Source organism: Paenibacillus donghaensis (genome assembly GCF_002192415.1).
GTDB classification, from domain to species: Bacteria; Bacillota; Bacilli; order Paenibacillales; family Paenibacillaceae; genus Paenibacillus_AQ; species Paenibacillus_AQ donghaensis.
Genome location: NZ_CP021780.1, coordinates 2,520,810 through 2,544,960, shown reverse-complemented (window position 1 = coordinate 2,544,960; position 24,151 = coordinate 2,520,810). Strand labels below are relative to the sequence as shown.

At 48.6% G+C, this 24,151-nt stretch carries 35 protein-coding genes; 8 read left to right on the top strand and 27 right to left on the bottom strand.

The window, feature by feature from the left end; genetic code table 11:
* Nucleotides 1–195: 195 nt before the first annotated feature.
* From B9T62_RS11105 to B9T62_RS11070, 8 genes are all read right to left on the bottom strand, one after another.
* Entirely contained in the window at nt 196–429 is a 234-nt protein-coding gene (locus tag B9T62_RS11105; protein ID WP_036686493.1) for an acyl carrier protein, read from the bottom strand.
* 103 nt (nt 430–532) lie between these two features.
* On the bottom strand, nt 533–1,282 hold the full coding sequence (fabG, locus tag B9T62_RS11100) for a 3-oxoacyl-[acyl-carrier-protein] reductase (RefSeq protein ID WP_087915317.1): 750 nt from the start codon (nt 1,280–1,282) through the stop codon (nt 533–535).
* A 33-nt stretch (nt 1,283–1,315) separates the two neighbouring features.
* Nucleotides 1,316–2,239 (bottom strand): ACP S-malonyltransferase, encoded by a 924-nt coding sequence (fabD, locus tag B9T62_RS11095; RefSeq protein ID WP_087915316.1) that lies wholly within the window; start codon nt 2,237–2,239, stop codon nt 1,316–1,318.
* A gap of 30 nt (nt 2,240–2,269) precedes the next feature.
* Nucleotides 2,270–3,259: a beta-ketoacyl-ACP synthase III gene (locus tag B9T62_RS11090; protein ID WP_157685568.1), complete on the bottom strand. Its 990-nt coding sequence runs from the start codon at nt 3,257–3,259 to the stop codon at nt 2,270–2,272.
* Nucleotides 3,260–3,267: 8 nt separating this feature from the next.
* Nucleotides 3,268–4,257, bottom strand: a complete 990-nt coding sequence (plsX, locus tag B9T62_RS11085; RefSeq protein WP_087915314.1) for a phosphate acyltransferase PlsX — start codon at nt 4,255–4,257, stop codon at nt 3,268–3,270.
* Complete coding sequence (gene fapR / locus B9T62_RS11080; RefSeq protein ID WP_087920226.1) at nt 4,241–4,837, bottom strand: transcription factor FapR; 597 nt, start codon at nt 4,835–4,837, stop codon at nt 4,241–4,243. The genes plsX and fapR overlap by 17 nt, the downstream gene beginning before the upstream one ends.
* A gap of 282 nt (nt 4,838–5,119) precedes the next feature.
* Nucleotides 5,120–5,293, bottom strand: coding sequence for a 50S ribosomal protein L32 (rpmF, locus tag B9T62_RS11075; RefSeq protein WP_019911234.1), 174 nt, complete (start codon nt 5,291–5,293; stop codon nt 5,120–5,122).
* A 69-nt stretch (nt 5,294–5,362) separates the two neighbouring features.
* Nucleotides 5,363–5,872, bottom strand: a complete 510-nt coding sequence (locus B9T62_RS11070) for a YceD family protein (RefSeq protein ID WP_087915313.1) — start codon at nt 5,870–5,872, stop codon at nt 5,363–5,365.
* 540 nt (nt 5,873–6,412) lie between these two features.
* Here B9T62_RS11070 and B9T62_RS11065 point away from each other — a divergent pair.
* Nucleotides 6,413–7,651: a nucleotidyltransferase gene (locus B9T62_RS11065; RefSeq protein ID WP_087915312.1), complete on the top strand. Its 1,239-nt coding sequence runs from the start codon at nt 6,413–6,415 to the stop codon at nt 7,649–7,651.
* On the opposite strand, the gene B9T62_RS11060 is transcribed toward B9T62_RS11065, so the two are convergent.
* Nucleotides 7,641–8,678: a SepM family pheromone-processing serine protease gene (locus B9T62_RS11060; protein WP_087915311.1), complete on the bottom strand. Its 1,038-nt coding sequence runs from the start codon at nt 8,676–8,678 to the stop codon at nt 7,641–7,643. The two genes, B9T62_RS11065 and B9T62_RS11060, sit on opposite strands and share 11 nt — an antisense overlap.
* A 133-nt stretch (nt 8,679–8,811) precedes the next feature.
* Between B9T62_RS11060 and B9T62_RS11055 the strand changes: the two genes are divergently transcribed.
* Nucleotides 8,812–10,017, top strand: a complete 1,206-nt coding sequence (locus B9T62_RS11055; protein ID WP_087915310.1) for a nucleoside recognition domain-containing protein — start codon at nt 8,812–8,814, stop codon at nt 10,015–10,017.
* On the opposite strand, the gene coaD is transcribed toward B9T62_RS11055, so the two are convergent.
* The 6 genes from coaD to B9T62_RS39940 form a co-directional block, all read right to left on the bottom strand.
* Complete coding sequence (gene coaD / locus B9T62_RS11050; protein WP_087915309.1) at nt 9,989–10,507, bottom strand: pantetheine-phosphate adenylyltransferase; 519 nt, start codon at nt 10,505–10,507, stop codon at nt 9,989–9,991. The genes B9T62_RS11055 and coaD overlap by 29 nt on opposite strands.
* Entirely contained in the window at nt 10,491–11,099 is a 609-nt protein-coding gene (gene rsmD / locus B9T62_RS11045; protein ID WP_087915308.1) for a 16S rRNA (guanine(966)-N(2))-methyltransferase RsmD, read from the bottom strand. The genes coaD and rsmD overlap by 17 nt, the downstream gene beginning before the upstream one ends.
* Before the next feature lie 414 nt (nt 11,100–11,513).
* A complete protein-coding gene (locus tag B9T62_RS38950) occupies nt 11,514–11,663 on the bottom strand; it encodes a hypothetical protein (RefSeq protein ID WP_157685567.1) in 150 nt (49 codons plus the stop codon).
* A gap of 123 nt (nt 11,664–11,786) precedes the next feature.
* A complete protein-coding gene (locus B9T62_RS11035) occupies nt 11,787–12,425 on the bottom strand; it encodes a short-chain dehydrogenase (protein ID WP_087915306.1) in 639 nt (212 codons plus the stop codon).
* Nucleotides 12,426–12,924: 499 nt separating this feature from the next.
* Nucleotides 12,925–13,524, bottom strand: coding sequence for an Ntn hydrolase family protein (locus B9T62_RS11030; protein ID WP_087915305.1), 600 nt, complete (start codon nt 13,522–13,524; stop codon nt 12,925–12,927).
* Nucleotides 13,524–13,991: a sulfite exporter TauE/SafE family protein gene (locus tag B9T62_RS39940; RefSeq protein ID WP_169834367.1), complete on the bottom strand. Its 468-nt coding sequence runs from the start codon at nt 13,989–13,991 to the stop codon at nt 13,524–13,526. Before B9T62_RS39940 ends, B9T62_RS11030 begins: the two co-directional genes overlap by 1 nt.
* Nucleotides 13,992–14,136: 145 nt before the next feature.
* Between B9T62_RS39940 and B9T62_RS38940 the strand changes: the two genes are divergently transcribed.
* Nucleotides 14,137–14,307 carry a hypothetical protein gene (locus B9T62_RS38940; RefSeq protein WP_169834366.1) on the top strand — a complete coding sequence of 57 codons (171 nt, stop codon included), beginning with the start codon at nt 14,137–14,139 and terminating at the stop codon, nt 14,305–14,307.
* 119 nt (nt 14,308–14,426) lie between these two features.
* On the opposite strand, the gene B9T62_RS11020 is transcribed toward B9T62_RS38940, so the two are convergent.
* The 11 genes from B9T62_RS11020 to B9T62_RS10975 form a co-directional block, all read right to left on the bottom strand.
* Nucleotides 14,427–15,566 carry a phage major capsid protein gene (locus B9T62_RS11020; protein ID WP_157685564.1) on the bottom strand — a complete coding sequence of 380 codons (1,140 nt, stop codon included), beginning with the start codon at nt 15,564–15,566 and terminating at the stop codon, nt 14,427–14,429.
* 2 nt (nt 15,567–15,568) lie between these two features.
* Nucleotides 15,569–16,237 (bottom strand): HK97 family phage prohead protease, encoded by a 669-nt coding sequence (locus tag B9T62_RS11015; RefSeq protein ID WP_087915302.1) that lies wholly within the window; start codon nt 16,235–16,237, stop codon nt 15,569–15,571.
* A 183-nt stretch (nt 16,238–16,420) separates the two neighbouring features.
* On the bottom strand, nt 16,421–16,909 hold the full coding sequence (locus B9T62_RS40215) for a helix-turn-helix domain-containing protein (protein ID WP_211296444.1): 489 nt from the start codon (nt 16,907–16,909) through the stop codon (nt 16,421–16,423).
* Between the two features lie 74 nt (nt 16,910–16,983).
* Nucleotides 16,984–17,151, bottom strand: coding sequence for a hypothetical protein (locus B9T62_RS38935; protein ID WP_157685563.1), 168 nt, complete (start codon nt 17,149–17,151; stop codon nt 16,984–16,986).
* Complete coding sequence (locus tag B9T62_RS11005) at nt 17,148–17,645, bottom strand: hypothetical protein (RefSeq protein WP_087915301.1); 498 nt, start codon at nt 17,643–17,645, stop codon at nt 17,148–17,150. The genes B9T62_RS38935 and B9T62_RS11005 overlap by 4 nt, the downstream gene beginning before the upstream one ends.
* A gap of 16 nt (nt 17,646–17,661) precedes the next feature.
* Nucleotides 17,662–18,123: an ArpU family phage packaging/lysis transcriptional regulator gene (locus B9T62_RS11000; RefSeq protein WP_281257714.1), complete on the bottom strand. Its 462-nt coding sequence runs from the start codon at nt 18,121–18,123 to the stop codon at nt 17,662–17,664.
* Nucleotides 18,124–18,211: 88 nt separating this feature from the next.
* On the bottom strand, nt 18,212–18,928 hold the full coding sequence (locus B9T62_RS10995) for a helix-turn-helix domain-containing protein (protein WP_087915299.1): 717 nt from the start codon (nt 18,926–18,928) through the stop codon (nt 18,212–18,214).
* Between the two features lies 1 nt (nt 18,929).
* Nucleotides 18,930–19,196: a hypothetical protein gene (locus B9T62_RS10990; protein ID WP_087915298.1), complete on the bottom strand. Its 267-nt coding sequence runs from the start codon at nt 19,194–19,196 to the stop codon at nt 18,930–18,932.
* Between the two features lie 10 nt (nt 19,197–19,206).
* Complete coding sequence (locus B9T62_RS10985; RefSeq protein ID WP_087915297.1) at nt 19,207–19,557, bottom strand: helix-turn-helix domain-containing protein; 351 nt, start codon at nt 19,555–19,557, stop codon at nt 19,207–19,209.
* 363 nt (nt 19,558–19,920) lie between these two features.
* Nucleotides 19,921–20,253 (bottom strand): hypothetical protein, encoded by a 333-nt coding sequence (locus B9T62_RS10980; RefSeq protein WP_087915296.1) that lies wholly within the window; start codon nt 20,251–20,253, stop codon nt 19,921–19,923.
* 159 nt (nt 20,254–20,412) lie between these two features.
* Nucleotides 20,413–20,589, bottom strand: coding sequence for a helix-turn-helix domain-containing protein (locus B9T62_RS10975; protein WP_245864581.1), 177 nt, complete (start codon nt 20,587–20,589; stop codon nt 20,413–20,415).
* Between the two features lie 146 nt (nt 20,590–20,735).
* Between B9T62_RS10975 and B9T62_RS10970 the strand changes: the two genes are divergently transcribed.
* The 3 genes from B9T62_RS10970 to B9T62_RS10960 all read left to right on the top strand — a co-directional run bounded on the left by B9T62_RS10970 (nt 20,736) and on the right by B9T62_RS10960 (nt 21,824).
* Complete coding sequence (locus B9T62_RS10970) at nt 20,736–21,263, top strand: helix-turn-helix domain-containing protein (RefSeq protein WP_087915294.1); 528 nt, start codon at nt 20,736–20,738, stop codon at nt 21,261–21,263.
* Between the two features lie 17 nt (nt 21,264–21,280).
* Entirely contained in the window at nt 21,281–21,466 is a 186-nt protein-coding gene (locus B9T62_RS10965; RefSeq protein WP_087915293.1) for a hypothetical protein, read from the top strand.
* Nucleotides 21,467–21,611: 145 nt separating this feature from the next.
* Nucleotides 21,612–21,824 (top strand): helix-turn-helix domain-containing protein, encoded by a 213-nt coding sequence (locus tag B9T62_RS10960; protein WP_087915292.1) that lies wholly within the window; start codon nt 21,612–21,614, stop codon nt 21,822–21,824.
* 110 nt (nt 21,825–21,934) lie between these two features.
* Here B9T62_RS10960 and B9T62_RS10955 read toward each other — a convergent pair whose 3' ends face one another.
* Complete coding sequence (locus tag B9T62_RS10955; protein ID WP_087915291.1) at nt 21,935–22,780, bottom strand: HEPN domain-containing protein; 846 nt, start codon at nt 22,778–22,780, stop codon at nt 21,935–21,937.
* A gap of 72 nt (nt 22,781–22,852) precedes the next feature.
* On the opposite strand from B9T62_RS10955, the gene B9T62_RS10950 reads away from it, so the two are divergent.
* A complete protein-coding gene (locus tag B9T62_RS10950; protein ID WP_087915290.1) occupies nt 22,853–23,059 on the top strand; it encodes a hypothetical protein in 207 nt (68 codons plus the stop codon).
* Between the two features lie 594 nt (nt 23,060–23,653).
* Nucleotides 23,654–24,085 (top strand): hypothetical protein, encoded by a 432-nt coding sequence (locus tag B9T62_RS10945; RefSeq protein ID WP_087915289.1) that lies wholly within the window; start codon nt 23,654–23,656, stop codon nt 24,083–24,085.
* Nucleotides 24,086–24,151 lie beyond the last annotated feature (66 nt).

Below are 24,151 nucleotides of genomic sequence, written 5' to 3'. Positions count from 1 at the left end.
ATCTGTAGGTTGTTTACTTCAACAAACCGTATTATGTGCTCACTATATAAACTGAAGTCACCGCGGCTTCATGCGCTAAGCGGCTCTGGTATTGTTCTAATTCAATGTTCATTAAGCAGTCCTTAAATGCCGGATGCTCCTATAAATTAAAGAGGAGCCCCGCCCTAGCAGGAACGGGACTCCCATCATATGACCTTAGGTATGAGATTGTATGTACTTCACAACTTCACCCACAGTCGTAATTGTCTCTGCATCTTCATCAGAGATTTCCATATCAAATTCGTCTTCAAGCTCCATAACCAATTCTACTACATCTAGAGAATCAGCACCTAAATCGTCTTTGAAAGACGCTTCTAATGTTACTTCGGCTTCATCGGCTCCTAAGCGGTCGATGACAATGCGTTTTACACGCTCCAATACATCGGACATCCGGTTCACCTCCTCTTTTGGTATTATACGAGATATGAGGTCAAAATACCATAGAGCCCATTCAAGAAACGTCCGGGACCTATGAAAGCATTTCAGCCTGGCCCTACATGTACATCCCGCCATCCACGTGAAGCGTCTGGCCGGTCATGTAGGCTGCGCCTTCCGAGGCCAGGAATACCGCCGTCATGGCAATGTCCTCCGGCCGCCCGAGCCGAGCAAGGGGAATCCCCTTCTCATGCTCCTGGCGGACTTCATCGGACAACTGGTGGGTCATTTCGGTCTCAATGAAGCCGGGTGCGATACAGTTCACAGTAATTCCCCGTGAAGACAGCTCGCGCGCCGCGGCTTTGGTCATCCCGATCACCCCTGCCTTGGCAGCTGAGTAGTTCACCTGACCCGGATTGCCGGTCACACCAATAATTGAAGAGATATTGATGATCCGCCCGTAACGCTGCTTCATCATCGGACGAGTAGCTGCCTTGAGGCAGTTGAACACACCCTTCAGATTCGTTTCAATAACCTGATCGAATTCTTCTTCTTTCATGCGCATGATCAGATTGTCCCTGGTAATCCCGGCATTGTTGACAAGAATGTCGATTCTGCCCCAGGTGGAAATCACTTCCTTGACCAGACTGTCAGCCTGCTCCAGGTTGCCGACATCACCCTTCAGGGCAATGCCTTCCGAGCCGAGTTCTACGATCCGGGCTACGGTATCCAGGGCGGCGGCTTCATTTCCGGCATAATTCACAGCGACCTTAACGCCGTGCTCTGCAAGCGCAAGCGCGATGCTGCGGCCAATTCCGCGTGAACCGCCGGTAACCAGAGCCGTCTGGCCCTTTAATGCTGAGAACATAGGGAAGCTCCTTTCAAATCGCTGCAAGGTCTGCTACCAGGCAGCCTGGGTACTTTCCAAACTGTTGATATTAATCAGCTTCAGTCCTTTGTCTATCTTGCGGACCAGGCCTGTCAGCACACTACCCGATCCAATCTCGACAATGGTATCTACCCCGTTAGCAATCAGATAGTCCACACTGTCATGCCAGAGCACCGGCGAGTAGACCTGGCGGACCAGCAGCTCACGGATCTCTTCGGGATCGGTCACCGGCGCAGCCGTAACATTCATTACAACCGGAACTGCAGGCTTATTGAGAGTAACCTGCTGCAACTCTACCGCCAAGCGGTCTGCGGCCGACTTCATCAGCGAAGAGTGAAACGGTCCGCTGACCTCCAGCGGGATCGCCCGCTTGCCGCCGGCTTCCTTCACGCGCTGCACGACTGCACTGACGCCCGCTTCCGAACCGGAAACGACGATCTGGCCGGGACAGTTAATGTTGGCCAGCTCCACAAGACCGCTCTCTGCCGTAATCAACCGGCACAGCTCGTTCAAGGCTTCGCGGTCGGCGCCAAGCACCGCCGCCATTGCCCCCTGTCCTTCTGGAACCGCTTCTTCCATAAACTGTCCGCGCAGCCGCACCAGCCGAACGGCATCGCTGTAAGACAATACACCGGCCACCACAAGCGCGCTGTATTCCCCCAGACTGTGTCCAGCCACATAATCCGGCTTAACCCCCATATCAAGCATGGCTCTGTAATAAGCTACGCTTGTTGTGAGCAGGGCCGGCTGTGTATTCACCGTCTGCTTCAGTTCACTCTCAGGTCCTGTGAAAACAAGCTGGCTGAGCGCAAAACCAAGCACTTTATCGCCTTCCTCAAACACCTCGCGGCTCTTCGGCTTCGCATCATATACATCCTTACCCATGCCAACTGCCTGTGCACCTTGCCCGGGAAATACAAATGCTATTTTACCCAAAATAACTAATCTCCTTCCCTAACGTTCCGCTTACCAGATCAGCACGGATGCGCCCCAAGTCAGGCCGCCGCCAAATCCAACCATCAGCACCGTGTCTCCGGCCTTCATGCGGCCCGCTTCTGCAGCTTCAACCAATGCCAGCGGAATGGAGGCCGCTGAGGTATTCGCATACTTATCTACATTAATAACAACCTTCTCCACAGGCAAATCCAGACGCTGCATCGCGGACTGGATAATCCGGATGTTGGCCTGATGCGGCACAAACAGATCGATATCATCCTTGGTGATCCCGGCCTTGGTCAGCACGCGTTCGGTGGCCGAGCCCATCATCCGCACCGCGAACTTGAACACCTCACGGCCGTTCATATAGATGAAATGTTTCTTATTCTCTACAGTCTGCTGCGAGGCCGGATGACGGGAGCCGCCCGCTTCGAGATTCAGCAGGCTGCCGCCGGAGCCTTCAGCTCCCAGATCAAACGATTGGAAGCCGCGCCCTTCCGGCACTTCACCGATAATAACCGCACCGGCTCCGTCGCCGAACAGAATGCAGGTATTGCGGTCGGTGTAATCCGTAATCCGCGACAAGGTATCCGCACCGATAATCAGCGCATTGTTGTACATCCCGTTCTGGATGAATCCCACCGCTGTGGCCAGACTATAGACAAATCCAGAGCAGGCTGCCGACAGGTCAAAAGCCGCGGCTCCCTTGGCGCCCAGCTTATCCTGAAGGATACAGGCTGTAGATGGAAAAGTATGATCCGGTGTTACCGTTGCAATAATAATAAGATCAAGGTCTTCCGCCTTCATACCTGCCGACTTCAGCGCGTTCAGCGCAGCCTGATAGGCAAGATCCGAAGTGGCCTCCTCAGGAGCGGCGATATGTCTCTCCCGGATTCCCGTGCGGGTAACAATCCATTCATCATTGGTGTCTACAATCTTCTCCAGGTCACTGTTGGTCAAAATCTTCTCGGGTACATATTTACCTGTACCAAGGATTCCTACTGGCCGCAACTGTTTCATGTTCTCACTCACTTCCCACTAATTTCCTTAGATATACTGGGGACCAGGTCTGCCATCAGGGCGATTCTCGCCTGTCTGACTGCATTCTTGACCGCCGTGCCGTCTGAAGAGCCGTGGCCCTTCACCACCAGGCCGCTAAGGCCAAGCAAAGGTGCGCCACCGTGCTCCTTGTAATCCATCTTGCCCTTGAGGCTTCTCAGCTCAGGCATCAGCATCGCTGCGCCCAGCTTGGTCTTCAACGAACGGCTGAACTGCTCCTTGAGCAGCTTGAACATCGCGCCAGCCGTTCCTTCCAGCGTCTTCAGCAGGATATTCCCGGCGAAGCCGTCGCAGACCAGCACATCGCAATTTCCGGTTAAGACATCACGCGCTTCGACATTGCCGACAAAATGAATACCAGCCAGATTCTCCAGCAGCGGATAAGCTTCCTTGGTCAATTCATTGCCTTTGCCCGGCTCTGTGCCGACGTTCAGCAGTCCTACTCTCGGCTTCTGAATGCCGTGAACCTTGCTGCGATAAACACTGCCCATCAGGGCGTACTGGGCAAGATGCTGCGGCGTTGCATCCATATTGGCGCCAAGATCAAGTGCCAGCACTCCCACGTCATCAAGCGTAGGAATCATCGGCGCGAGCGCCGGGCGTTCGATGCCCTGCATCCGGCCTACAATAAGCAGTCCGGTCGTCATCAGCGCTCCGGTATTGCCGGAGGAGATCATCGCATCCGCTTCTCCCTCGCGTACCATCCGGCCGGCAACCACCATGGATGAATCCTTTTTGCGGCGAACGGCCTTCACCGGCTCGTCTTCAGCGCCGATAACGTCGGCAGCGTGACGCACACTTACATTGTCCGGTTTGTTCTTCAGCAGCGGCGCAAGTCTCGCTTCATCGCCGACCAGCACGATCTGCGTGTCTTTCCACTCCGCGGCCGCGGACAACGCACCCTCTACGTTACATTCAGGAGCGTTGTCCCCGCCCATCGCATCAATGGCGATCCGCATTGCGGTTTCCCCCTTCACTGTTCTCTTCTATAGCGGACCGGTAGACTACAAAATGGCCCTGAAATACCAGCTCTTCCCCCACATAGGTGAAGACGTCCACCTCTGCTTTGCCTCCGCGGCCTGCAAGGGAACGGACCTGCGCCTTGGCGATGCATTTCTCGCCTAGTCTGACCATCCGCACAAAGCGGATATCGGCCGAAGCCGTCAATGCGATCTCGTCGTTGATCACAGCAACCGCCAGCGAGTTGGCTTGTCCGAATACATAATGTCCCCGGGCAATGTTATTTCTGGAGAAGACATGGTCTTCCTTGATTTCGAATATGGAAATGCCGCTCTTGTCCAGCTGCAAGTCAACAATATCGCCGACAATCTCATCCGCAGGCAATGAACGCACCTGATCATGGGAATGCTCCGCCATCTGCTTCATCCGTTCGCGCAGCTCGGGAATTCCCAGCTCCAGCCGGTCCAGCCGGATCGTCTGAATGCTGACCTTCAGTTGTCTTGTCAACTCTCTGTCAGTCACAAACGGGTTGCCTGCAATGATCTGCATCAGTGTCTGCTGACGGTCTTTCTTGGACATCCGCTCCATGGGACGGCTCACCTCCTGGCACATGCAGACATCCACGCATTCCGCCGGGGAAATGGCCGCTGTCCTTATCAGTGCGAGTATTGGATAATAATTAGAACCAGGTACTAATATGTAGTATAAAGCATGCCGCAGCAAAAATAAAGCTTTGACTTCCAAGCAGCTATTTCGGCAAAAAAATAGCACCTCACCAACATGATGAAGTACCACTCCCAAATAAATGAAGCGGATGCCTCCCCATGAATTAGGAAAGCATCCGTCTGTTACTTATTCAAACTATTGTTTGATGATTTCTCTTGCTTTGTAAGTTCCGCAAACTTTGCATACGTGGTGAGCCAGTTTCAGCTCTCCGCATTGTTCGCATTTCACCATGCCCGGCACAACCAGTTTGAAGTGGGTGCGGCGTTTGTCACGGCGTGTTTTGGACGTTCTCCGTTGAGGTACTGCCATTTGTGATACACCTCCTGTTAAGTTAGTTGGTTCAACCCGCTGAGTCCAGCAGGGTGTGCTTGTTGTTATTCATTTGAAAAAGTCTTTCAACCCAGCGAATCGAGGATCAATCACTGTGTTGTCGCAACTGCAGGTGCCTTCGTTCAAGTTCTGTCCGCATTTCTGACAAAGACCAAGACATTCTGCCTTGCACAATACCGAATCCGGCAAGTGCAGTACGAAATTTTCTTCCACATAGGGGATAAGATCCACACTCTCATCCTTGATGTAAATGAGTTCCTCATCTTCATCGTCCGGAAGAACCGGCTGCTTAAGCCACTTGAAAGTCTCGGCAAAAGGAACATTCATCGGTCGCTTCACCTCTGTGAGACAGCGTGAACATAACATGTCCACCTCACCACTCAGCTTCCCCACCACGTTCACACAATCGGCTCCCGCGGGCAGCGCTTTAAGGTCTACTGAGAGTGGTGCAACAGCCAGAATATCCTTGCGCCCTTTGACAACCCTACTAACATCCACCGTTTCATGGAGCTGTAAAGGCTCGTCGGCATTCGCAATTTTGCGAAAGTGAATCTTCATAATTATCACTCCAAACAAACAAAATTTATTATACCTATATTTACATAACTTTGTCAACCATTTTCCCTTTATATTAAGTTCGAGCGATTGTCGCCTGTAGTATCAAAGACTAAGCTTCTTGATCGCCACATAAGTCTGCGGCCACCGGATTTAAGTGCGAATACGCAGCTAATTCACCGTTTTTTTCTGTTTTGGAGCAAATAAGTGCGAATACGCAGCTAATTTGGGATTCGGAGCGTTCAAGTAACCATTTACTCGAAAATAGTTGCAGATTCGCACTTATTCGCTCGATAACAGTAGTTTCAGCTGAAATTAGCTGCACTTTCGCATCTAATTACTCCCCATAGCCTTTTAAGGTTACTCCGTAGTAAGTTGAATCCTGTATCGGAGCCCCAGAACGGAAAAAATCGCCTAATATAGATACTGTTTCGCCACTCAATCTGTGAATTCGACTAGCTAAAATATTGTTTCAGGCGGGCAGACAAACTATGATGTAACCATGGGAAACCCCAATACTACAAAACCTGGAGTGAGACAGCTGTGACAACGGTTGGCATTATCGCCGAATATAATCCTTTACATAACGGACATGTACATCACTATAACGAAGCCAAAAGACTCTCAGACGCTGAGCATAGCATTGTCATCATGAGCGGTCCCTTCACCCAGCGCGGCGAGCCGGCGGCGGTCAGCAAGCAGGCGCGCACCGAGATGGCGCTGCATATGGGCGCCGATCTGGTCCTTGAGCTGCCGGTGGCGTATGCCGTCCAGCCGGCAGAGTGGTTTGCCTTCGGAGCTGTCTCTCTGCTGGAAGCGACCGGCGTCGCGGACAGCCTGTGCTTCGGCTCCGAAGCAGGCACGCTGCGTTCGCTGCTGCCCCTGGCCAGATTCCTGGCCGATGAGAGCAGCGAACTTCAGCACGAGCTCGCCCGCCGGCTGGCGCTGGGCGAGAGCTTCCCCGCCGCTTACAGCGCAGCGGCGGCGCAGGCTTGGGAGGGCCTTATCATGGGAGAGGAGAAACCGCAGGATGCCTCCGAGCTACTGCGCCAGCCGAACAACAGCCTGGGGCTGCATTACCTGATCGCACTACGGCGGCTCGGCAGCCGCATGCAGCCGCTGACTGTGCCGCGCACCGGAGCGGGCTTCCACAGCCCTGCTGAGGCTGGAGCAAGCATTGCCAGCGCCACCGCCATCCGCAAGCTGCTGCGGGAAGATGCCTCTGCGGCTGCCTACCTGCCGGAATATAGCGTGTCCATCTTGGAGAGAGAGCATGCGGCAGGCAGAGGCCCGGTTACATTGGAGCATTTCCGCGTCCCGCTGCTCCATCTCCTTACGACAAGCAGAGCGGCCGAACTGCGCGGGCTGCATGATATGAACGAAGGGCTGGAGAACCGGCTGTTGCGGGTTCTGTCCCAGCTTCCCGAGTTCACCGTATCCGGCCTGCTTGACGCCTTAAAGAGCAAACGCTACACCCATACCCGGCTGCAGCGCCTGCTCGTCCATAGCCTGCTCGGCCACTCCAAGGAGGAACTGGCACCGTCCGTGCTCGCACAGGGACCACAATATATCCGGGTGCTCGGTTTCCGCCAGAGCGGCCGGGAGCTGCTGAAGCGAATGAAGCACAGCGCAACCCTGCCTGTCATCATCCGTCCGTCATTAAGCAGCCTGCCCCAGCTGGAGCGCGATATTCAGGCAGCTTCCGCTTATGCAGGAGCGTTCAGGCAGCCGCTGCGGGCCGACCTCTACCGCGACTATCTGGAGCCGCCGATTATTTTTTAGCCGGAAGCTCCTCCATATATTTCAACGCCTCATTCATCGAGGAGACCGGCACCAGCTTCATGCTTGTGCCTATTTGGTCTGCACGCGCCTTGGCTTCCGCATAATTCTTGATAGGCACAAAAAAGATCTCGGCCTCCTCGCGCTCCGCCGCCACTATCTTATGCTTGACACCACCAATCGCGCCCACTTCCCCGGCCGCATTGATTGTGCCTGTTCCGGCCACCCGGTAGCCCTTGGTCAAATCGCCCGGCACCAGCTGGTTGTAAATCTCCATCGAGAACATCAACCCCGCGGATGGTCCGCCCACATTGGTACTGGCGAAACTAACATCCACGCCTTCACGCTGAGGCTCTACCTTTTGCAGGGCGCCGATCGTTATTCCAAATCCGGGACGGCCTGCCGCATCGGCAGAGTCCTTAACTTCAATCAGCGTCAGTTGCTCCTTCAGTTCCTTGCCGGCACGCAGCAGCGTAACAGTGGCCTTGTCACCGATCTGGGATGCAGCCAGCAGCTTGGACAAGCTATCGGGATCGGTAACAGCTGTGCCGTCCACGCTCTCAATCCGGTCGCCCGGCTGAAGCTTATCCTGGTTGGCCGGATCGGTAAGCGAAATCACATACATATAGTCCACTACGTCTTCATATGGAATACCTGCCGCTGTATAAGCGGCCTGAACCGCAAGCGACTGTGAGCTGTCCATATAGTAGACCTGGGTGGCAGCATATTCTTCTTCGGTTTTATCCCCGAGACGTGATTCCTTGGTCACGACCTCAGCGTATTTATTGAAATAAGAGGCCACCAGTAACGCTACATTCGCATAGCTGGCCGACACTGTCGTCATCATAAAGGTACCCTGTTCTGAATCGTCGGCATTCTCCACCTTCACCATCGGAGCCACCTCAGAGGCACTGCCGGGCTGGTAGACGATATACGGTGTATTCATAAATACACCTACATAAGTAATGATGATAATTGTGAACAGGTAAGCTGCGATGCGTAATCCCATTCTGGACTTAGGCTGCTTCACTGCACGTCCCTTCTTTCCTGCGGTGCATATGCTTCTATGGCTAACTTGGACTGGCTTGTCATGAGGGTTGTCAGCCCTGCATAAATTGATAATATCTCCGTACGCCTTAGGTTATGAAAAGGAGGTCTGAACCATGCACAAAAGCGGAATCCGCCGCCTTGCCGCCGGATCCTTGCCCTTATTGTCAGGCGCCGCCGCCATTCTACTCGCGGTAGCCATCGTACTGTCACCGGAAGCCTCCTTTGAAGCCTCCCTAAAGGGGCTGAAGCTGTGGTGGACCCTTGTTTTTCCGGCCTTGCTGCCGTTTCTGATCCTCTCCGAAATGCTGACCGCCTCCGGCTTCGTGCATGGCTTCGGTGTGCTGCTGGAGCCGCTTATGACCCGGGTATTCCGGCTGCCCGGGGCAGCCTCCTGGACCTTGGCGCTGGGCATGACCGCCGGCTTCCCGGCGGGGGCAGGAGGCACAGGCCAGCTGCATCAGCAGGGAAGCCTAACGAGCAAAGAAGCCGGCCGCTTGGCTGCGCTGGCCCACTTTGCCAGCCCGGTGACGGTGCTGATTGTAATCGGCGTCGCTTTCCTGCACAGCCCCACGTCAGGGTACATTCTGCTACTTATCCACTGGAGCTCGGGACTGTTGGCAGGATTCACCGCTTCCTTGTTCCAGCGGCGCGAAGCTAGCACACCGCCGCCTTCCAGGAAACCCCTCTATAGACGTATGGCGCTGGCTGCAGAAGAGGCCCATCGCCGCGATGGCCGCAGCTTCGGCAAGCTGCTGGGAGAATCGGTCGCTGCCGCAGTCCAGCAGTTGATGATTGCCGGAGGTTACATCATCATGTTCGCCGTGGTCATCAGCTTGCTGACGAAGGCCTTGCCCTTATTGTCTCCCGCTTTTCCGGCCGCTCTGCTGGAGCTTCACCTCGGCGCAGCCGCCATTACCGCTGAAGCAGGCTACAGCGGCAGCCTGAACGGCAGCTTGCCGGCCATGGTCCTGCTGTCAGCTGCACTCGGCTGGAGCGGCATCTGCGCGCAGCTTCAGGCGCTAACGCTGCTGAAGCCGGCGGGAGTCCGCTTCCTGCCGATGGCTGCAGTCCGGCTGCTGCACAGCTTATACGCTGCGGTGCTTACGCTGCTAGTATGGAAGCCGCTGCAGGCACTGCGCGCAAACGAGCTTCCGGTGCTTGCCGAGCCGGATGGCGCACAAACAGCCGCGCAGCAGACCACCTTCACCTGGAGCCGGCTGCCTGAGCTGCTCAGCCTGCAAGGCGCTCTCCTGCTCGCGCTGCTGGCATTATCCGCAGCAGTCTACCTGTTTAGCCGGAAGCGCCATCCCGCTGGCTGAATTTCAGCTTCATCGCCTGCTCCACCTCAGGCGTTACGAAGTCGCTCACATTGCCGCCGAAATGGGCGATTTCCTTAACCACACTTGAACTCAGATAAGAATACTTCGGATTCGTCATCATAAAGATCGTCTCCGCATTCGGGTCCAGGTTATGGTTAATGGAAGCATTCTGCAGCTCATATTCGAAATCGGTTACGGTACGGATTCCGCGTACAATTACCTGCGCATCTTTCTGGCGCACGTAGTTCACCAGCAGATCACGGAAGCTGTCGATCTCCACATTGGGCAGATCTGCAGTCGCTTGACGCAGCAGCTCTGTCCGTTCCTCGACGGAGAACAGCGGATTCTTGCTAAGATTATTAAGCACGGCTACAATCAAACGGTCAAACTGCTTCGCCGCGCGGTGAATAATATCCATATGTCCCATGGTTACCGGATCGAACGTGCCCGGATAAATGGCAACACGCTCTTTTCTAATTTGCAGACTCATCCTGTGCCTCCCCACCACTCTCCGTCTCTTCCGGAGCAGCAGCTTCATACTTGTAAATTGATATTGTGGTTTCTCCATATATCGCTTGTCTGGTTCTGCTAAACCCTGGAAACTCTGCAGGATAGTCATAGCCGGATTCATGCTCCAGCACCACTATGGCATCTTCATTTAGAAGCTGTGCGGCAGCCATTTTGAGCATCAGCTCATCCCCGTGCTTCAGGCGGTATGGCGGGTCCAGAAACACCAGATCAAAGCTGCGGCCCCGCTTCGCCAGCGCACCCAGTGCTCTGGCTGCATCATTGCGGTAGACCTCTGCTTGCTCCTCCACCCTGGCTGCCTTCAGATTCGCACGAACCGTCTCAATGCTCTTGTGCTCCATATCTACAAATACCGCACTGTCCATCCCACGGCTTAACGCCTCAATCCCCAGGCCACCGGTTCCGGCGAACAGATCAAGTACCGCTCCGCCCTCGAAATAAGGGCCAATCATACTGAATAATGCTTCCTTCACCTTGTCGGTAGTCGGCCTAGTCCCATTGCCTGGAACACTTTTGAGCGGCCGCCCCTTGGCACTTCCCGATACAACTCTCACCGATTTCCTCACCTGCTTAGTTCTCTGTTTGTTATGCCAATTAAAGGCATAAGTCCACGCCTATCGTACCACATCTGCGTCTCGAAATAAAAAGATTGTCTTTATATGTCACATCGCCTACCGCCGCCAACTTTCGCTGCCGATTTATTCCTATGTATAAGGATGGTCATTCTGGGACATCATGTAATTATCGACATCACAAAATGTCGTAGCAACCGAGAAGCAGGCTTACGTTTCCCCATAAGCTCTTCGTCCGGTTTCTCCTCTCCCATGAAAGGGGCCCTAGAGATAGGGCCCCGATTATTTTTGTGTAATGACATATGTATCAAGGGTTTATTCAACATTCCTCACAGCGATTAACCTTCAAAAATCAGCGATTGGGCACCAATGGGGCACCGTTTTCATTTATTAACTTCAACTGGTCTTCAGGTTATCACCGCTGAGATAAACAGCTATAAACAAATCGCGGGACAATCTTTGCTTGAGATTGGCAAACGCCTGAAGCATGTAAAGGACGGCGATCTCAATCATGGAGACAACGTAAGGCGTCGTACGATTTTCCATCCAGCAAAATCTTTGAAATGCATCCTCCCCGAGTCGTTAGAGTTACATATTCATGAAATATCTTGTAGCATCAGAATATCTACTCAAAGAAAAAGCCGCCATAAGAGGCGACCTAATGTTCTATTATTTATATTTCACATGCAGAGCTTCGATTGACCTACTCGCTTCAGCGATTTTCTTATCTTTCTTTATTTTTTCTAACTTCTCATCAAGTATTAATTCGATGCCACTTCTTACAATAGAAAACATTTCTAAACACTCTTCTTCACTTAGTTCATGTATCCCTTTACTTAAGATAGAATACAATGATTTATGCTGAACGAGAAACTCAGGAAGCTGGCCTTTTAACAATCCAACTTTTTCATTCATCCTCGCTTTTAAATACTCTTCTTCATTCCAGTCTGTTTCACTTTTAGCCTCACTATGTGCCTCTTCAATTAGGTTTTCAAATATTCGACGTAAATACACAAAAGATCCTATACCCACTCCGTGTGAAACAAGCCCAATAGCTTTGTTAAATTCTCTGCTCAGGTCTCTCCCAAGTACCTTAACATATTTCTTTGTGGCCTCGTTTGCAATATCAGCCGTTGATGGAAACTGCCCTATTTTTGTTATAGTTATTTCCCCGTCTACGGATTCATCCGTATTAAAAAAGAATAGAAGGGTGTGATTAATATTACGTGAACATAAAAACTTCAAATTATGAGTATTCTTATCTAACACGACATGGTTTGATGGAGGCGAACCTATGGTTGGTCTCACCTGAGAATTCCTCTTGAATATGCTCTCTCTACCACACTCAGGACAGTAACAATCATATTTTAGTTCATGATTTAAAAATGCAATTACATTTAATTTATGCTCGAGAGAAGAATAGGGAAAAGACTCTTTATGATATAATCCTGATTTTAGGAGTTGTTCAAACTCAGGTCGCATATTAACAATCCTTTCATATGTAAGTTATTACTTCTAACTTGATATTACATATCATAACAACATCCGACAATGTTTTTTATCCCCCCCTCATATATGAAATGGTCATGCGCCGAAAACGAATGAGGCAGTTCGGTCCCCCAAAGCGTAGAAAAGAATTCTAAAGGGAGGGGGGCTACGGGCTTCAAATATATTCACTTTTACTCTTATTTGCAGCTCATTTCAAGATATCTATGATCCAATATATAAAACAAGCGCTCAGATGATCTGGGTGAGTTAGTTCACCTTCAAATCATATGAGCGCGCACTTCTATTAATCGGAGTTATTCTATATGACGATCAGATCATAAGTTCCACTAACATATCCATCACGTTCCGCTGTATGCTCTACCAGGGACACCGCAAGATCCCTGACTGCCTTATCATTGATCTTAGGTAAAGAAGCAATCTGTGCCGTGAGCCAAGGATCTACTGCATACTCTGCACGAGATAGGCTCCAGATCAGACCATTCTCATTTGATTCCATCAGCATCGGCTGGAAGTCTTCCCAGCAGCTGACTCTCCCTAGCATGTATCCTCCGTCCCTGCCCTTGCCGCCAAAATGGAACGTTATCTCCAATGACTCCTTCGGAATGCCTGCATCAAGATACCTCCGCAGCGCCTTACTATAGATATCAGTTACATCTTCCACAGTTGATATGGCAGTAACCAGAACGCCGTTCTCCATGATGATTTCCTCAGCCAGCCCTTGGTATCTGTTGTTCCCAATAGGAAGATATATCCCCGAATAACCTGCTATAACTTGATCATTCAATTGATGAAGCTTCCTTACATCATCCATGTGGACGCCGGTACTGAGTTGAACCCTGCGCCGATCAGCAACGGCAACGGCAAAATCTTTGGTGGAAAAAACAGCAACCAATGTCATCAGTAGTTCCCGCCTCCTCGGCTCATAATAAATATTTGGCTTGTAATTGAAGCCGCTATTCTACCGAGGGTATTAGGTGTTATGGTGACAGAATGCCATTGGCCCCTATTTACTCTTCCACTATCGTCCTTGCTGAGATAAGGAATAATATCGATACCCTTCCCACTTGTCTCAGTATATGGCACAAGGATGCCATCCACCTCAATCTTCAGGCTGCTGGGCGTTGGGCCCTCATAGATTCCATACTTGATTTCATGTGTATGTGCTGGAACCTGGTGCGTGTGCTCCATGTTATGGGTATGACTCATATCATGGGTGTGCTCCATATTATGAGTGTGGTTCATATCATGCGTATGGTCCATGTCATGGGTATGATCCATATCGTGGGTGTGGTTCATGTTATGCTCATGACTGGCCAAAGTGATGGGGTGGCTGTGATTCCCTGAAGCTACCCATGTTCTTGGCACACCATCAATATCTTTAAAGACGGTCCCAACCGGGATGCCGTGGTTGTGCCCACCAATACCAATATAGGTCCCTTCTGTTTGAGTAGCTCCAGAAATATTCCTCGGTCCTGTCGTATTCGTGCTACTCGGTCCGGATGTATCTCTGGTGCTCGGGCCTGCAGTGTCCCTGCTACTAGAGCCGGATGTTTCTCTACTACTCGGCCCAGCTGTATCCCTGCTACTTGGCCCGGCCGTGTTCCTCGTGCTGGTTCCCGCTGTCTGCGTGCTGCTCGGACCTGATGATACGGCAGGTGAAGATTCTATCGCTTTTGAGTAGCAATGCCACTTATCGTACATATTATCCCCCTCTTATTAAAACTTGACTTAGTATTTTGGTAGAGGGCGCACGTTCTTCAAAGCAAAACACTTGAAGAAACTTGGCCCCCTATCTAATTGTTACTGTACATTTGCAATACGGAATGCAGATTTAAGTTTAATCTGATGGTCAAACCAGGCAGTTAGAACGAAATCCCACATGCCCGTTTTAACATCCTTGTCACGGTCATATATAATCTGTGGATCGTAGTTGAAGTGAGAATAGCTGAAATCTCCGATGATTGGTTTAATGGCTAAATCGCAGAATTCAACCGGTTTACCAAGGATCTGCTCAGGCTGGGCATCAAAAAGAGTAGCGCTGCCGTTCGATAAAATTTCGATAATATCGAGATAATCTTCATATCGCATAACAACAGATGCATTCTCGCGGAAATATTCAGGTAGTGCTGCAATTGCCGCTTTGATCGCTTTATAAAGGGAGATTCCATTGACTACGATTATTGCATTTTGCGTTGAATAAAAAGACATGTGTTCTTCTCCAGCTTTAGGAGAACTAGCAAACGCGACTTTCTTTTCTTTCGCAGCTAAGCCACTTCGCAGCGCTTGATCTACTATCTGTACGAGGTTAGTGTCTGAAGCTGCTAGAATCGATTCAGACACAGGTGCAAACACCTTGAACTTATTCCGGCCAAATTTAACAACGTCTCCTTCGGTTTCGAGTTCTTTTGCCGTTTCTGTGTCTTCGATGAAGTCATCATTATCTAGCGTGAATATCACTTTAGGAATTTCAAGGTTTGTAATGCTCGTAAAGGTAGAAACTTCTCTCAGAGGATTTTTGATGAACGGCTCATGCAGCAACTCATTGGTCATGGTCTTGGGAAGGATCCTTTCGCCTCCAGATGAATTATCATCACCTAATGCTGCCGATACTCCAGTTGTTACACTAGCCCCTCGTGCAACTGCACGGATAAATGCAGCTTTAGCACTTTCAATGTGTAACTTTGGATCATTGTATTCACCGTTAAATCTTCTATTATTGGGGCTCATAGAGGCCATTTCTTCCGCATTCATCGCCTCATATTCATTCTTAAAGACATCAAATCGCGCTTGCAGACTGGTTTCGTTCAATTCAAGCTGCTTTATTGTCTCTGGATTAGCATCATGTTTAGATGCCTCTGCTATTTTCTCTTGCTTTACTGCAAGAAGCTCATTACCGATACTGATTACATTGTTTTTCAAGTCAAATAATGTTGTGTTCATTCTCATTTCCTCCTTAAATTAGGTTGCGTTGCATTCTCTAGTTCTTTCTTGAAATCCTTAATATCTGCGGATAGGGATGCTGTTTCTTCAGCCAGCCACATTTCACGGTCAAATCTCGGACGTTCGCTAGGCCGAATCAGATCTTTCGGTATGGGTTGGCTATTATCCCATCTAATCCCGCTTAGCCTTGGATCGCCAGCGTTCGTAGTGCAAAATGTCAGTTCATTAGCTGGGCCATTCGTTAGGCATACCTCGTGAACAATAATCTCCCTCAGATCGTGGACACTTACCTCGTCGGTAAATCCCTCTGAGCGGAAGATTTCAGAACTGACCATCTCTTTCGCAGCATTCCGCTCACTCAGTATCTTCCGGAATGAAATGCTACAATGCCTGAGCGCTGCTCGCTTAACCTTCTTGTAAACACTCCATCCTAAAGGAGAACTTGGAGAGAGCTTGAAGAACAGTCCTCCGTCAGCCAATTGGATCTGCAAACCGTCATCAGTAGTTCCGACTACTTGGGTATAGTCATGCCCCAATGTGATTCCGACTTTGCTATCGAAGAATACAGCTGCTCGATTGGTCCGATTCACCATGTAGGTGTTCTTCTCAACATCTGTATCTGCATAGAAATCATTAAATGGCATTGCCATGCCGTAAATTGCTCTTTCCAATGATGTTGCTCCCTTCTGTTGATATTACTCCACTACGCGTCCCACCCCTGCTGATGTTGGAGGCCGGGCATGTTCTGCTGCACTGAGCCTTAACACACTCATTCCCCCTGACAATAATTGGACAAAAATTAATAGTTGCAGCCTATAAGATAAATGCGGTATAATCGTTTCATTGGGAAACAATTACATATGCAATTCGCTAAATGTCTCCGGCGCGCCAACGCTGAGGGCATTTTTTATTTCAGCTTCCCGGCTCTTTCTGGTCTCTTCGACGAACTTCTCGAGCTCTGTTGTATCACGGCCCATTTGTTTCAAGACTACAATGAGGTCATCAACTTCAAACGTCCTCTTTTCCACATTGCTCACTTCCCTTCTCGCTGCCAGTAGGTCCGCTTCTTTACCCGCATGTACATGTCCCAATGAAATACCGTAAAACTGACAAAGACGGCCTATTGCAAATGAATCGGCTCTCCCGCAATCCATTTCCCATCTCTTTAACGTCCGTAACGTAATACCTGCAGCTTCAGCCGCTTCCTTCGTTGAACGCCTTGCATTCTCACGCGCTTCCCGCAGGGAAATCATGTGCCGGCCGTTTGACACTGCTGCCTGGGTTAAGTATTTGGAACGTGCCGCCCGATTTGAATTCTGATTCAGTGTAATGATATTATTCATCACTTATCTCCTCCGCTTTTTTGAGTTTGTTTTGCCTGCTACGGAAGCTCAAATTCGAACCAATGTATTGAACCCTACCTTCTGGTACTCCCCCGTTTGATATTGCGAAGGATGACGGCGTGCTGCCGGGAATTATGCTCCCAGCGGCTGACCAGTGCTTCCATGGACATGATGGATATCTCCTCCAAGTGCAGCGCTTTGACGAAAACACTCTGGTACCCGCCTGCAGCTTCTTGATTCAAGCTTCTGCACCCTCGATCTCGTCTCTCGGCGTGTAGTTATTAGTGCGAATAAAGACAGTCCGTAGGTACCCTCTGGATTTGAGTTCATCCTGTAGTTCCTTCACCGGCAAACCTTCATCTGCCAACCTCTTAATGTCATGCAACTTCTCAACAACCATTAATTCAGAATCGGTATGACGGTTAATAACAATTTCAATCTCTTCCCGGCAGCCGGCAAGATTGTCGTGAGCCTTCTTGATGTCGTGGAGCAGTTCCTGGAAGATCGCTTGATGATATTCTGCCGTATAGGCTAAAAGCTCAATAGTAACCGGGGAGATGATGTCAATTATGTCCTCCCAACTCGGTAATTTTTGAAGAGCAGCCGTCAATATGTGGCCGTATTGCTTTTCGTAGATTTCACCGCTGTTCGCCAACGAAAGAAGATAATCCGAGAACAGTTCATCATCGTTTGTAATTTCGCTTGCCAGCTTTTGCAGTACTGATTTTTCAACCATTGTTCATCATCCTTTTTTAGAATATTTCCTTCAAACCTTCAACCTCGATGTTCAGCGCCATTGCCAGCATCGTCATAGCTCTAGCCTTGATTTTGTCATATGTCCCCCGACTCATAGGGGGATCAATAGTTTGATTAAATACCACAAAATCAAATGTTACTTCCCGTTGCATATACCGTTGGGTAATTACCTGTTGCTCTTTATGTGGGAGTCGGCTAACGGCGTACTCAACTCGTTCACAGAATTGACGGCGACGTTCCGGCTCATTGACATTGTAAGCCGCTATATTTCCGGTCTGATCGCTAACTGTTCCAGTGAATCCCTTGGGTGTATCCGACCAGGCAGCGGTGATAGAGACTTCTCTCTCCTGGAAGGTGATAAATTTCCACAGTCGATAACGCTCAAACTCCGTCTCCATCTTAGATCTAACTTCTCGCTTAACCGGTAACGGCAGCTTATCGAGTATATTCAATTGCACTCACCCTTCTGGTATAATGTTTGGGTGATACTACGGCCTTTGCTCTCCCGCTGCGGAGAGCTCTTTTGTTTTACGGTGACACTCACTACTATCCATCGAACCCTGTATACGGAATCTCAAAACGTCTCATGAACGATGGTATAAAGGCTAGGATGCTACCGTTGTTCTTCTTAGCCAGGGTTTCAAAGTGATCTCTCACCTGCTCCCTGAATTCTTCAACTGTTATCTCCCATTCCTGCAGCAACTCAATATGGTACGTGATGTGCTGGAGTTGTTCCTCAGTGATCTTTGGATGCTCCTTTTTCAACGATCTTTTAAATTCAGCATTATAAATGTTTAGAAAAACATGATCGTCGATTGGTAAATCGATGTATCTTTTAATATTCTTATCTTGGTTATTTATATATAGTTCTTTATACTGTGCATGTGGTGCACTAGGGTTGTGCATGTCATGCACTAGGGTTAGTGCATCTGGTGCACTCAATCCCTCTCTTTGAGGGGAAGTATTGTTCCCCTCAGCAGCTGGTTCAACCACCTGATAGACATTGCTTTGCCTTCCCTTCTCGCCCCATCGTTGCTGTTTTTTGATTAACCCCATCTCAACCAGTTCTTTCACTACCTCCTTAGCCTTCCTTTCACCCATCCCACTCTTTAAAGCAATTGTTGAAAAGCTCGGGAATGCGCTGTCCGAGTTGTTACTACAACGAGTCAGATACAGATAGACCGCTATCTGAAATGGGTTAAGACCGATTTCAAAAGAATCATTTGGAGCTGTAAAGAAATTTTTCTTTTTCTTTGGAGGCAATTCACCTCACCACCGCTCCCGCCAGCAGGCTGAGCAATTCGTAATCCTTAATGCGGCCGGACAGGTAATCCTCCAGCATGAGCCAAAGCGTGTTCGCCTGCTCCGGGGCAATGCCGTTCAGTTCGAACAGTGCGTTACCCACCTTCTCATGAAGTTCAGATATCAACCCCAGTTGGATACCGACCTGCTCCATCTCTCCGCGCTTTGCAGCTAGGGTTCTCAGCAGCTCCAGCAGGCGCAGGCTGACGAACCGTTGGGCTGTTGTCATGCTGCCTCACCTACCTCTCCATACCGCACTGGTTTGTGTTCTCGCTGATCCAGCGCTCCAGCTCATGCCGACGGAAGAAAATCCTTGACCTGATTTTGAAAAATGGTAACGATTTGGTTCTGCACATGTCGTACACGCTCCAAGCCGAGATCCTTAAATACTCAGCTGCCTCCTTTACATCCAATGTTTGCGGTCGGGGCTGCTGGGTTTGTTGCTGTAATACCATCTGACCGAGCTGCTGCATGAATTGCTGTGGATCAAACTCCGGTTTCCGCTCCACCAGCTCCGGCATTGCATAGGTTGGTGCAGCCTGCTGGATGATTTCGGTCGGGGTATTGCGTCTTGCTCTTTGATTACGCATGTATGAGTCCTCCTATATCGTTTTTAAGCGCTAGATTGTATCCTTAGTAACACGATTTTGATGCAGACGCTTCATTCTGATACTAGAAGCTTTCCGCTAAGCCGAAACTTCGCCGCGGTTACCTTGCCGTCAATCGTTTCCGTCCAATGGGGTGCGACTATCTTCCGCAGCTTAGACATGTGACGCGGGACGCAGCTGTATACCTCCCAACTGTTACTCACATAATCGAAAACACATGTGGCTCCTTCTCCTCGTTCGAATACATCTCAGTTCCTCCTTTCAGTCGAGTTTTGTGTGTTCTTAAACACAAGTTAAGAGTATTTAATGAATAATCGTTTGGCTCATTAAGGCAGTAGCAAATTCTTAATTAAAACGTAGCCGTAACGCCTCAATTACAAGCCTCTTATTGAAATCATCCAGATAGTCCATATCAGAAAGGTTCACCTTTGCCAGCCGCTCATTGAACAGGTGCAGCGCCAGGTTAAGCATGAACTTCTCCGATTGGCTCCACGGCCGGGACAGTCGCTTAAGCGCTGCGGAATCAACCGTGCTTTCTTCCGTATCAAAGTATTGAGTGGTCAGGTACCGCTGCAGCAAACTGTGCTGTGTGAACAGGTGATTCAATGCACGCCAATAGCGATCTGTGAGCATGAGCTGCGGAATCTGAACGGTAGCGGGCTTGGTTGATGTTGTCATGATCTCTCGTCTCCTTTTTAAGCTGTATTTGCCGATTATCTAAGCATGTTTTAGCGGCTGGGAGCCTTTAGGGGGTGTGCTTATACTCGGGCGTTGCGGGGAATGCTGGAATGTGTATTGGTACGGGTTACTTAGCAATTGTCTTTATGAAGAGGAATCCTAGTCTACAGAACTACAATTCTTGGACTCTTGATCCGCTATCCATTGATCAAGTGCCTCTTTACGGAATAATATCTTGGCTCCCACCCGATAGGCAGGAATCTTTTTATTTCGAACTAATTCTCTTAGCTTATACTCACTCGCCCCTACATAGGGGGCAGCCTGTTTGATGGTCATTTTCTCCAAAGCATTCACCCCTTTTCTGTTGATGTGTCAAATGTTGTTGATGCACCAAATATACTTCTCTTCTGTTGATGTGTCAAGTGGTTGTTGTTGTATGAACAAAAATAAGTTATTATTGGTTTGAAAGGGGAGAATACACGTTGAATATTACTGAATTCGGGGAATATATAAGGGACTTACGCAAGAAAAAAGGCTACAATCTGACCGAGCTCGCTGAAAAGACTGGAGTTTCTCATCCGTATTTATCACAAATTGAAAATGGGAAGCTTAAAAAGATGCCATCAGCAGAAATATTAGGAAAAATAGCAGGGCATTTAGGAGAATCCCCTTTTAATTTAATGATGTACGCAGGGCACATCCCTACTTATGTGTCACGAGAGCAAAAATATGATAGAAACAGCATGGGAAAATTAACACTATTTGTTGGAGACGATATTTACTTTGATGAAGAGGCCTTTGAGTTACGGAAGGAACTTGATGCAACCAAAACGAAATACAGAGCAATATACAATCATTCAAACGATGGTGATTTTGAAAATCCGAAGGATCGTGAACTCTGGTTGTTGTTAAATACAAAGGGAATAATGTATCGCGGTCAAACCCTCTCCGATAAAGACCGCCAGCGTATCTTAGATATGCTCGCTATCTTGTTCCCTGATCGCCAATAACCCAAGGAGTTGATCCCATGAAAAAGAAGCAGTTCAACCTCAACTTTATTCGTGTCGGAACGCCAGAACAGTCAGCAATAATAGTGAAGCACTTGGTCCGGAAAGAACTACAGAAGATGTTCCAACAGCATGGGGTAATCGCGACCAATCTTGATGAAGTGCTGGACAAGTACATCACAGCGGAGCCGACTGATGAGCAGTGAACCCGCAAGCAAGTCCCCCGCTGCCGATCTGCTGCTTACTGCTCTGCAGGAGTTAAAGGAGATGAAGATCGAAGTGACGGTGAATATACGACCTCCATGAGAGCCTGCCGCCGCGCCTACACCGGAAGGAACGTCGCGGCACGATATTACGAGGACTGAGAAACTGCTGCCGCCAGTCCTCTCCCCGGCTGATATACAGAAGTTCTTGGGGATCGGTGAGAATAAGGCATATGAACTACTTGCATCAAGTCAGTTTCACGTTGCCAGGGTTGGCCGGCGACTGTTCGTATCACGAACAGTCTTCATTGAATGGCTGGAAGGGAAGTCAGAAGCTAAGGAGGTAAATAGAAGGAAATAAGGGGGCGGTCCAAAGTTGACCGTGAGAAAGGAAAATAGGAAATAAGTCACGAACAACAATTAACTAATTTCTCATTTTATCCAGGCATAGAAAAAGCACTGGTTAGGTGCTCAGAATGAAGGTCCGCTGAGTAGTACAACGTCCAGCCGATTAAATATCTCTTCTTCACTTTTACCATATGTAAGAAGCAGCAACTGGGAGAAGATTTTCTTCAACTCGAAGTAATCGTCATAGACACTTGATTTGTTTAGAAGCTTAACGAGCGCTGCAATTTCACCATGAGTAGCTTTGCTGCGTAAGTTGTACATCTTTTTGACTCGACCCATAATATCAGTTCTTTGCTCGTAGGAATCAGCCAATATGAGGGCCGCATTGAGCGAAACCTTATATTGAAGGTTACCTTCACCTGATACAAGTAATGCCTCTAATCCTGTAATAAGAGCTTGATTACTACTTTCAATTGTGGTAGAGAGACACGCTTCAGTGTATTGATTAAGTGCATAACTCCATCTCGTCTCCCTCCACTCAGAAACCTGACGTTTTCCCCTTGAAACTTTACTATGCGCTTTGTAAATTTCAAAGAACCTAATTATGTCCTGTATGTCTTGTTCAGTAATATATGCAGAAGAGCTATCCTGTTCAATATCATCGTTAATGGCTGAAGAAAACTTAAATAAAGGAGTATTCCACTTTCCCACTATTCCATAAGCAATGCGTCCATAAGGCCTAGGCGGCTCTGAGATGCGAATATTTAGTCTTGGGAGCCCTAATTGAAGTGCATGAAAGAACAGGTATCCATTAGATTCATAAGTTACAGGACCAGGCTCAGTTTTATTTATACTTACCAGGACTTTTTTATCATCCAATGTTGACAGTGATATGTATTCATTAATAAAGTATTCGGATTTGTCTAATTCGACGTTTTCAATTACGTAAGCATCAATAACATCTTGCATTTCCATCCCCTCCATAACATAATATTTCGATGTCTGAAAGATAAACCCTGCATTATAAAGGAGCTGCAAGGAATGAAAAAAACGAGAAAAATCAGAAAACGCCCTGAAATCGAGATTGAATTTGTCCCAGTCGAAGGTGATCCTATCCAAGCTATTGCAGACGCATTCGAACCGATATTAATACGTGCGCTTAGAAAACATGATACATATTTGAAAATGCCTTTGGTTGATTTTCTACGTATGCATGCAAGACAGCTGCCGACTAAATCCAATGAGTGATTTTCATTGCCAGGCAATAAAAAATTCATGAAAAGAGTTTTTGCTGCCGAGTGGCAAAAACTCTAGGGGTACAGTCAAGGAGTTTTTACCGCTCGGCGGTGAAAACTATGCATCGCTCTGTAAGGATCTTTTAGTAGTTCTGTTCACGCGGTGAACAAAACAGAAGTTTCGTACGGAGTCGGTACACAAAGGCCCAATTTTCCAGAAGAAGTATTCGTCACTCGGTGACGGAAAACTCCAGGTAATCATTGAAATATAGTTTTTCACCAACCGTTGGTGAAATTGGTTTTGTCCGCCCGGCGTACGAAACTAATTTAATGGTCGCTGGGCGACTGAAATTACTTATACATCAAGTTTTCACCGGCCTTCGGTGAAAAGTCAGACTGGCGTATATAATGTTTTTGCCGAAGCTCGGCAGAAAGTATTGAGTTACCTTCACCGCGTGAAGAAAAAAGAACTTCGCATAACTGAATAGATATCCACTAGTGCTCAGCGCCAAAAAACACTTTTATGCGGCGCTCGCATAAAACTCATTGGACATAGTTTTGCGCGCCCTGCACGCGAAATCAATTAGCCTTTTAATAGGAGGGTTCCATGGAACAGGAACTTCATAGAAAAATTTATGATTCAGCCACACTCTTTCGCAGGGCAATTGAAAAAATGGATATATCAGAATATTCGATGTCGCCCTGGTTTAATCGATTCCCGCGAGCATGTTGTGGAGATGCAAGTAACCTCCTTGCAAAGTACCTGAGAGAGCAACACGGTGTTGAAACAATTTATGTATGTGGATGGCGTAAGGGACAATCACATGCTTGGTTGGAGTATAACGATCTTATTATTGATATTACTGCAGATCAGTTTGAGGAAATATTTGAACCGGCGGTAGTAACTACTGACAAAACATTTCATTCACGCTTTCTTAATCAAAAATATTCTGATAGTGATTTCAACAAATTTGATTCTCGGTCCATTGTTCGATTAAGAGCCCTTTATGTCAATGTCCTCAAAAAGATCAATCCATAAATGAAAAGTTAGATAGCAGTTCCAGTTGACATGCATTTTAAGCCCTCAAAAGTGACGATATAGTCA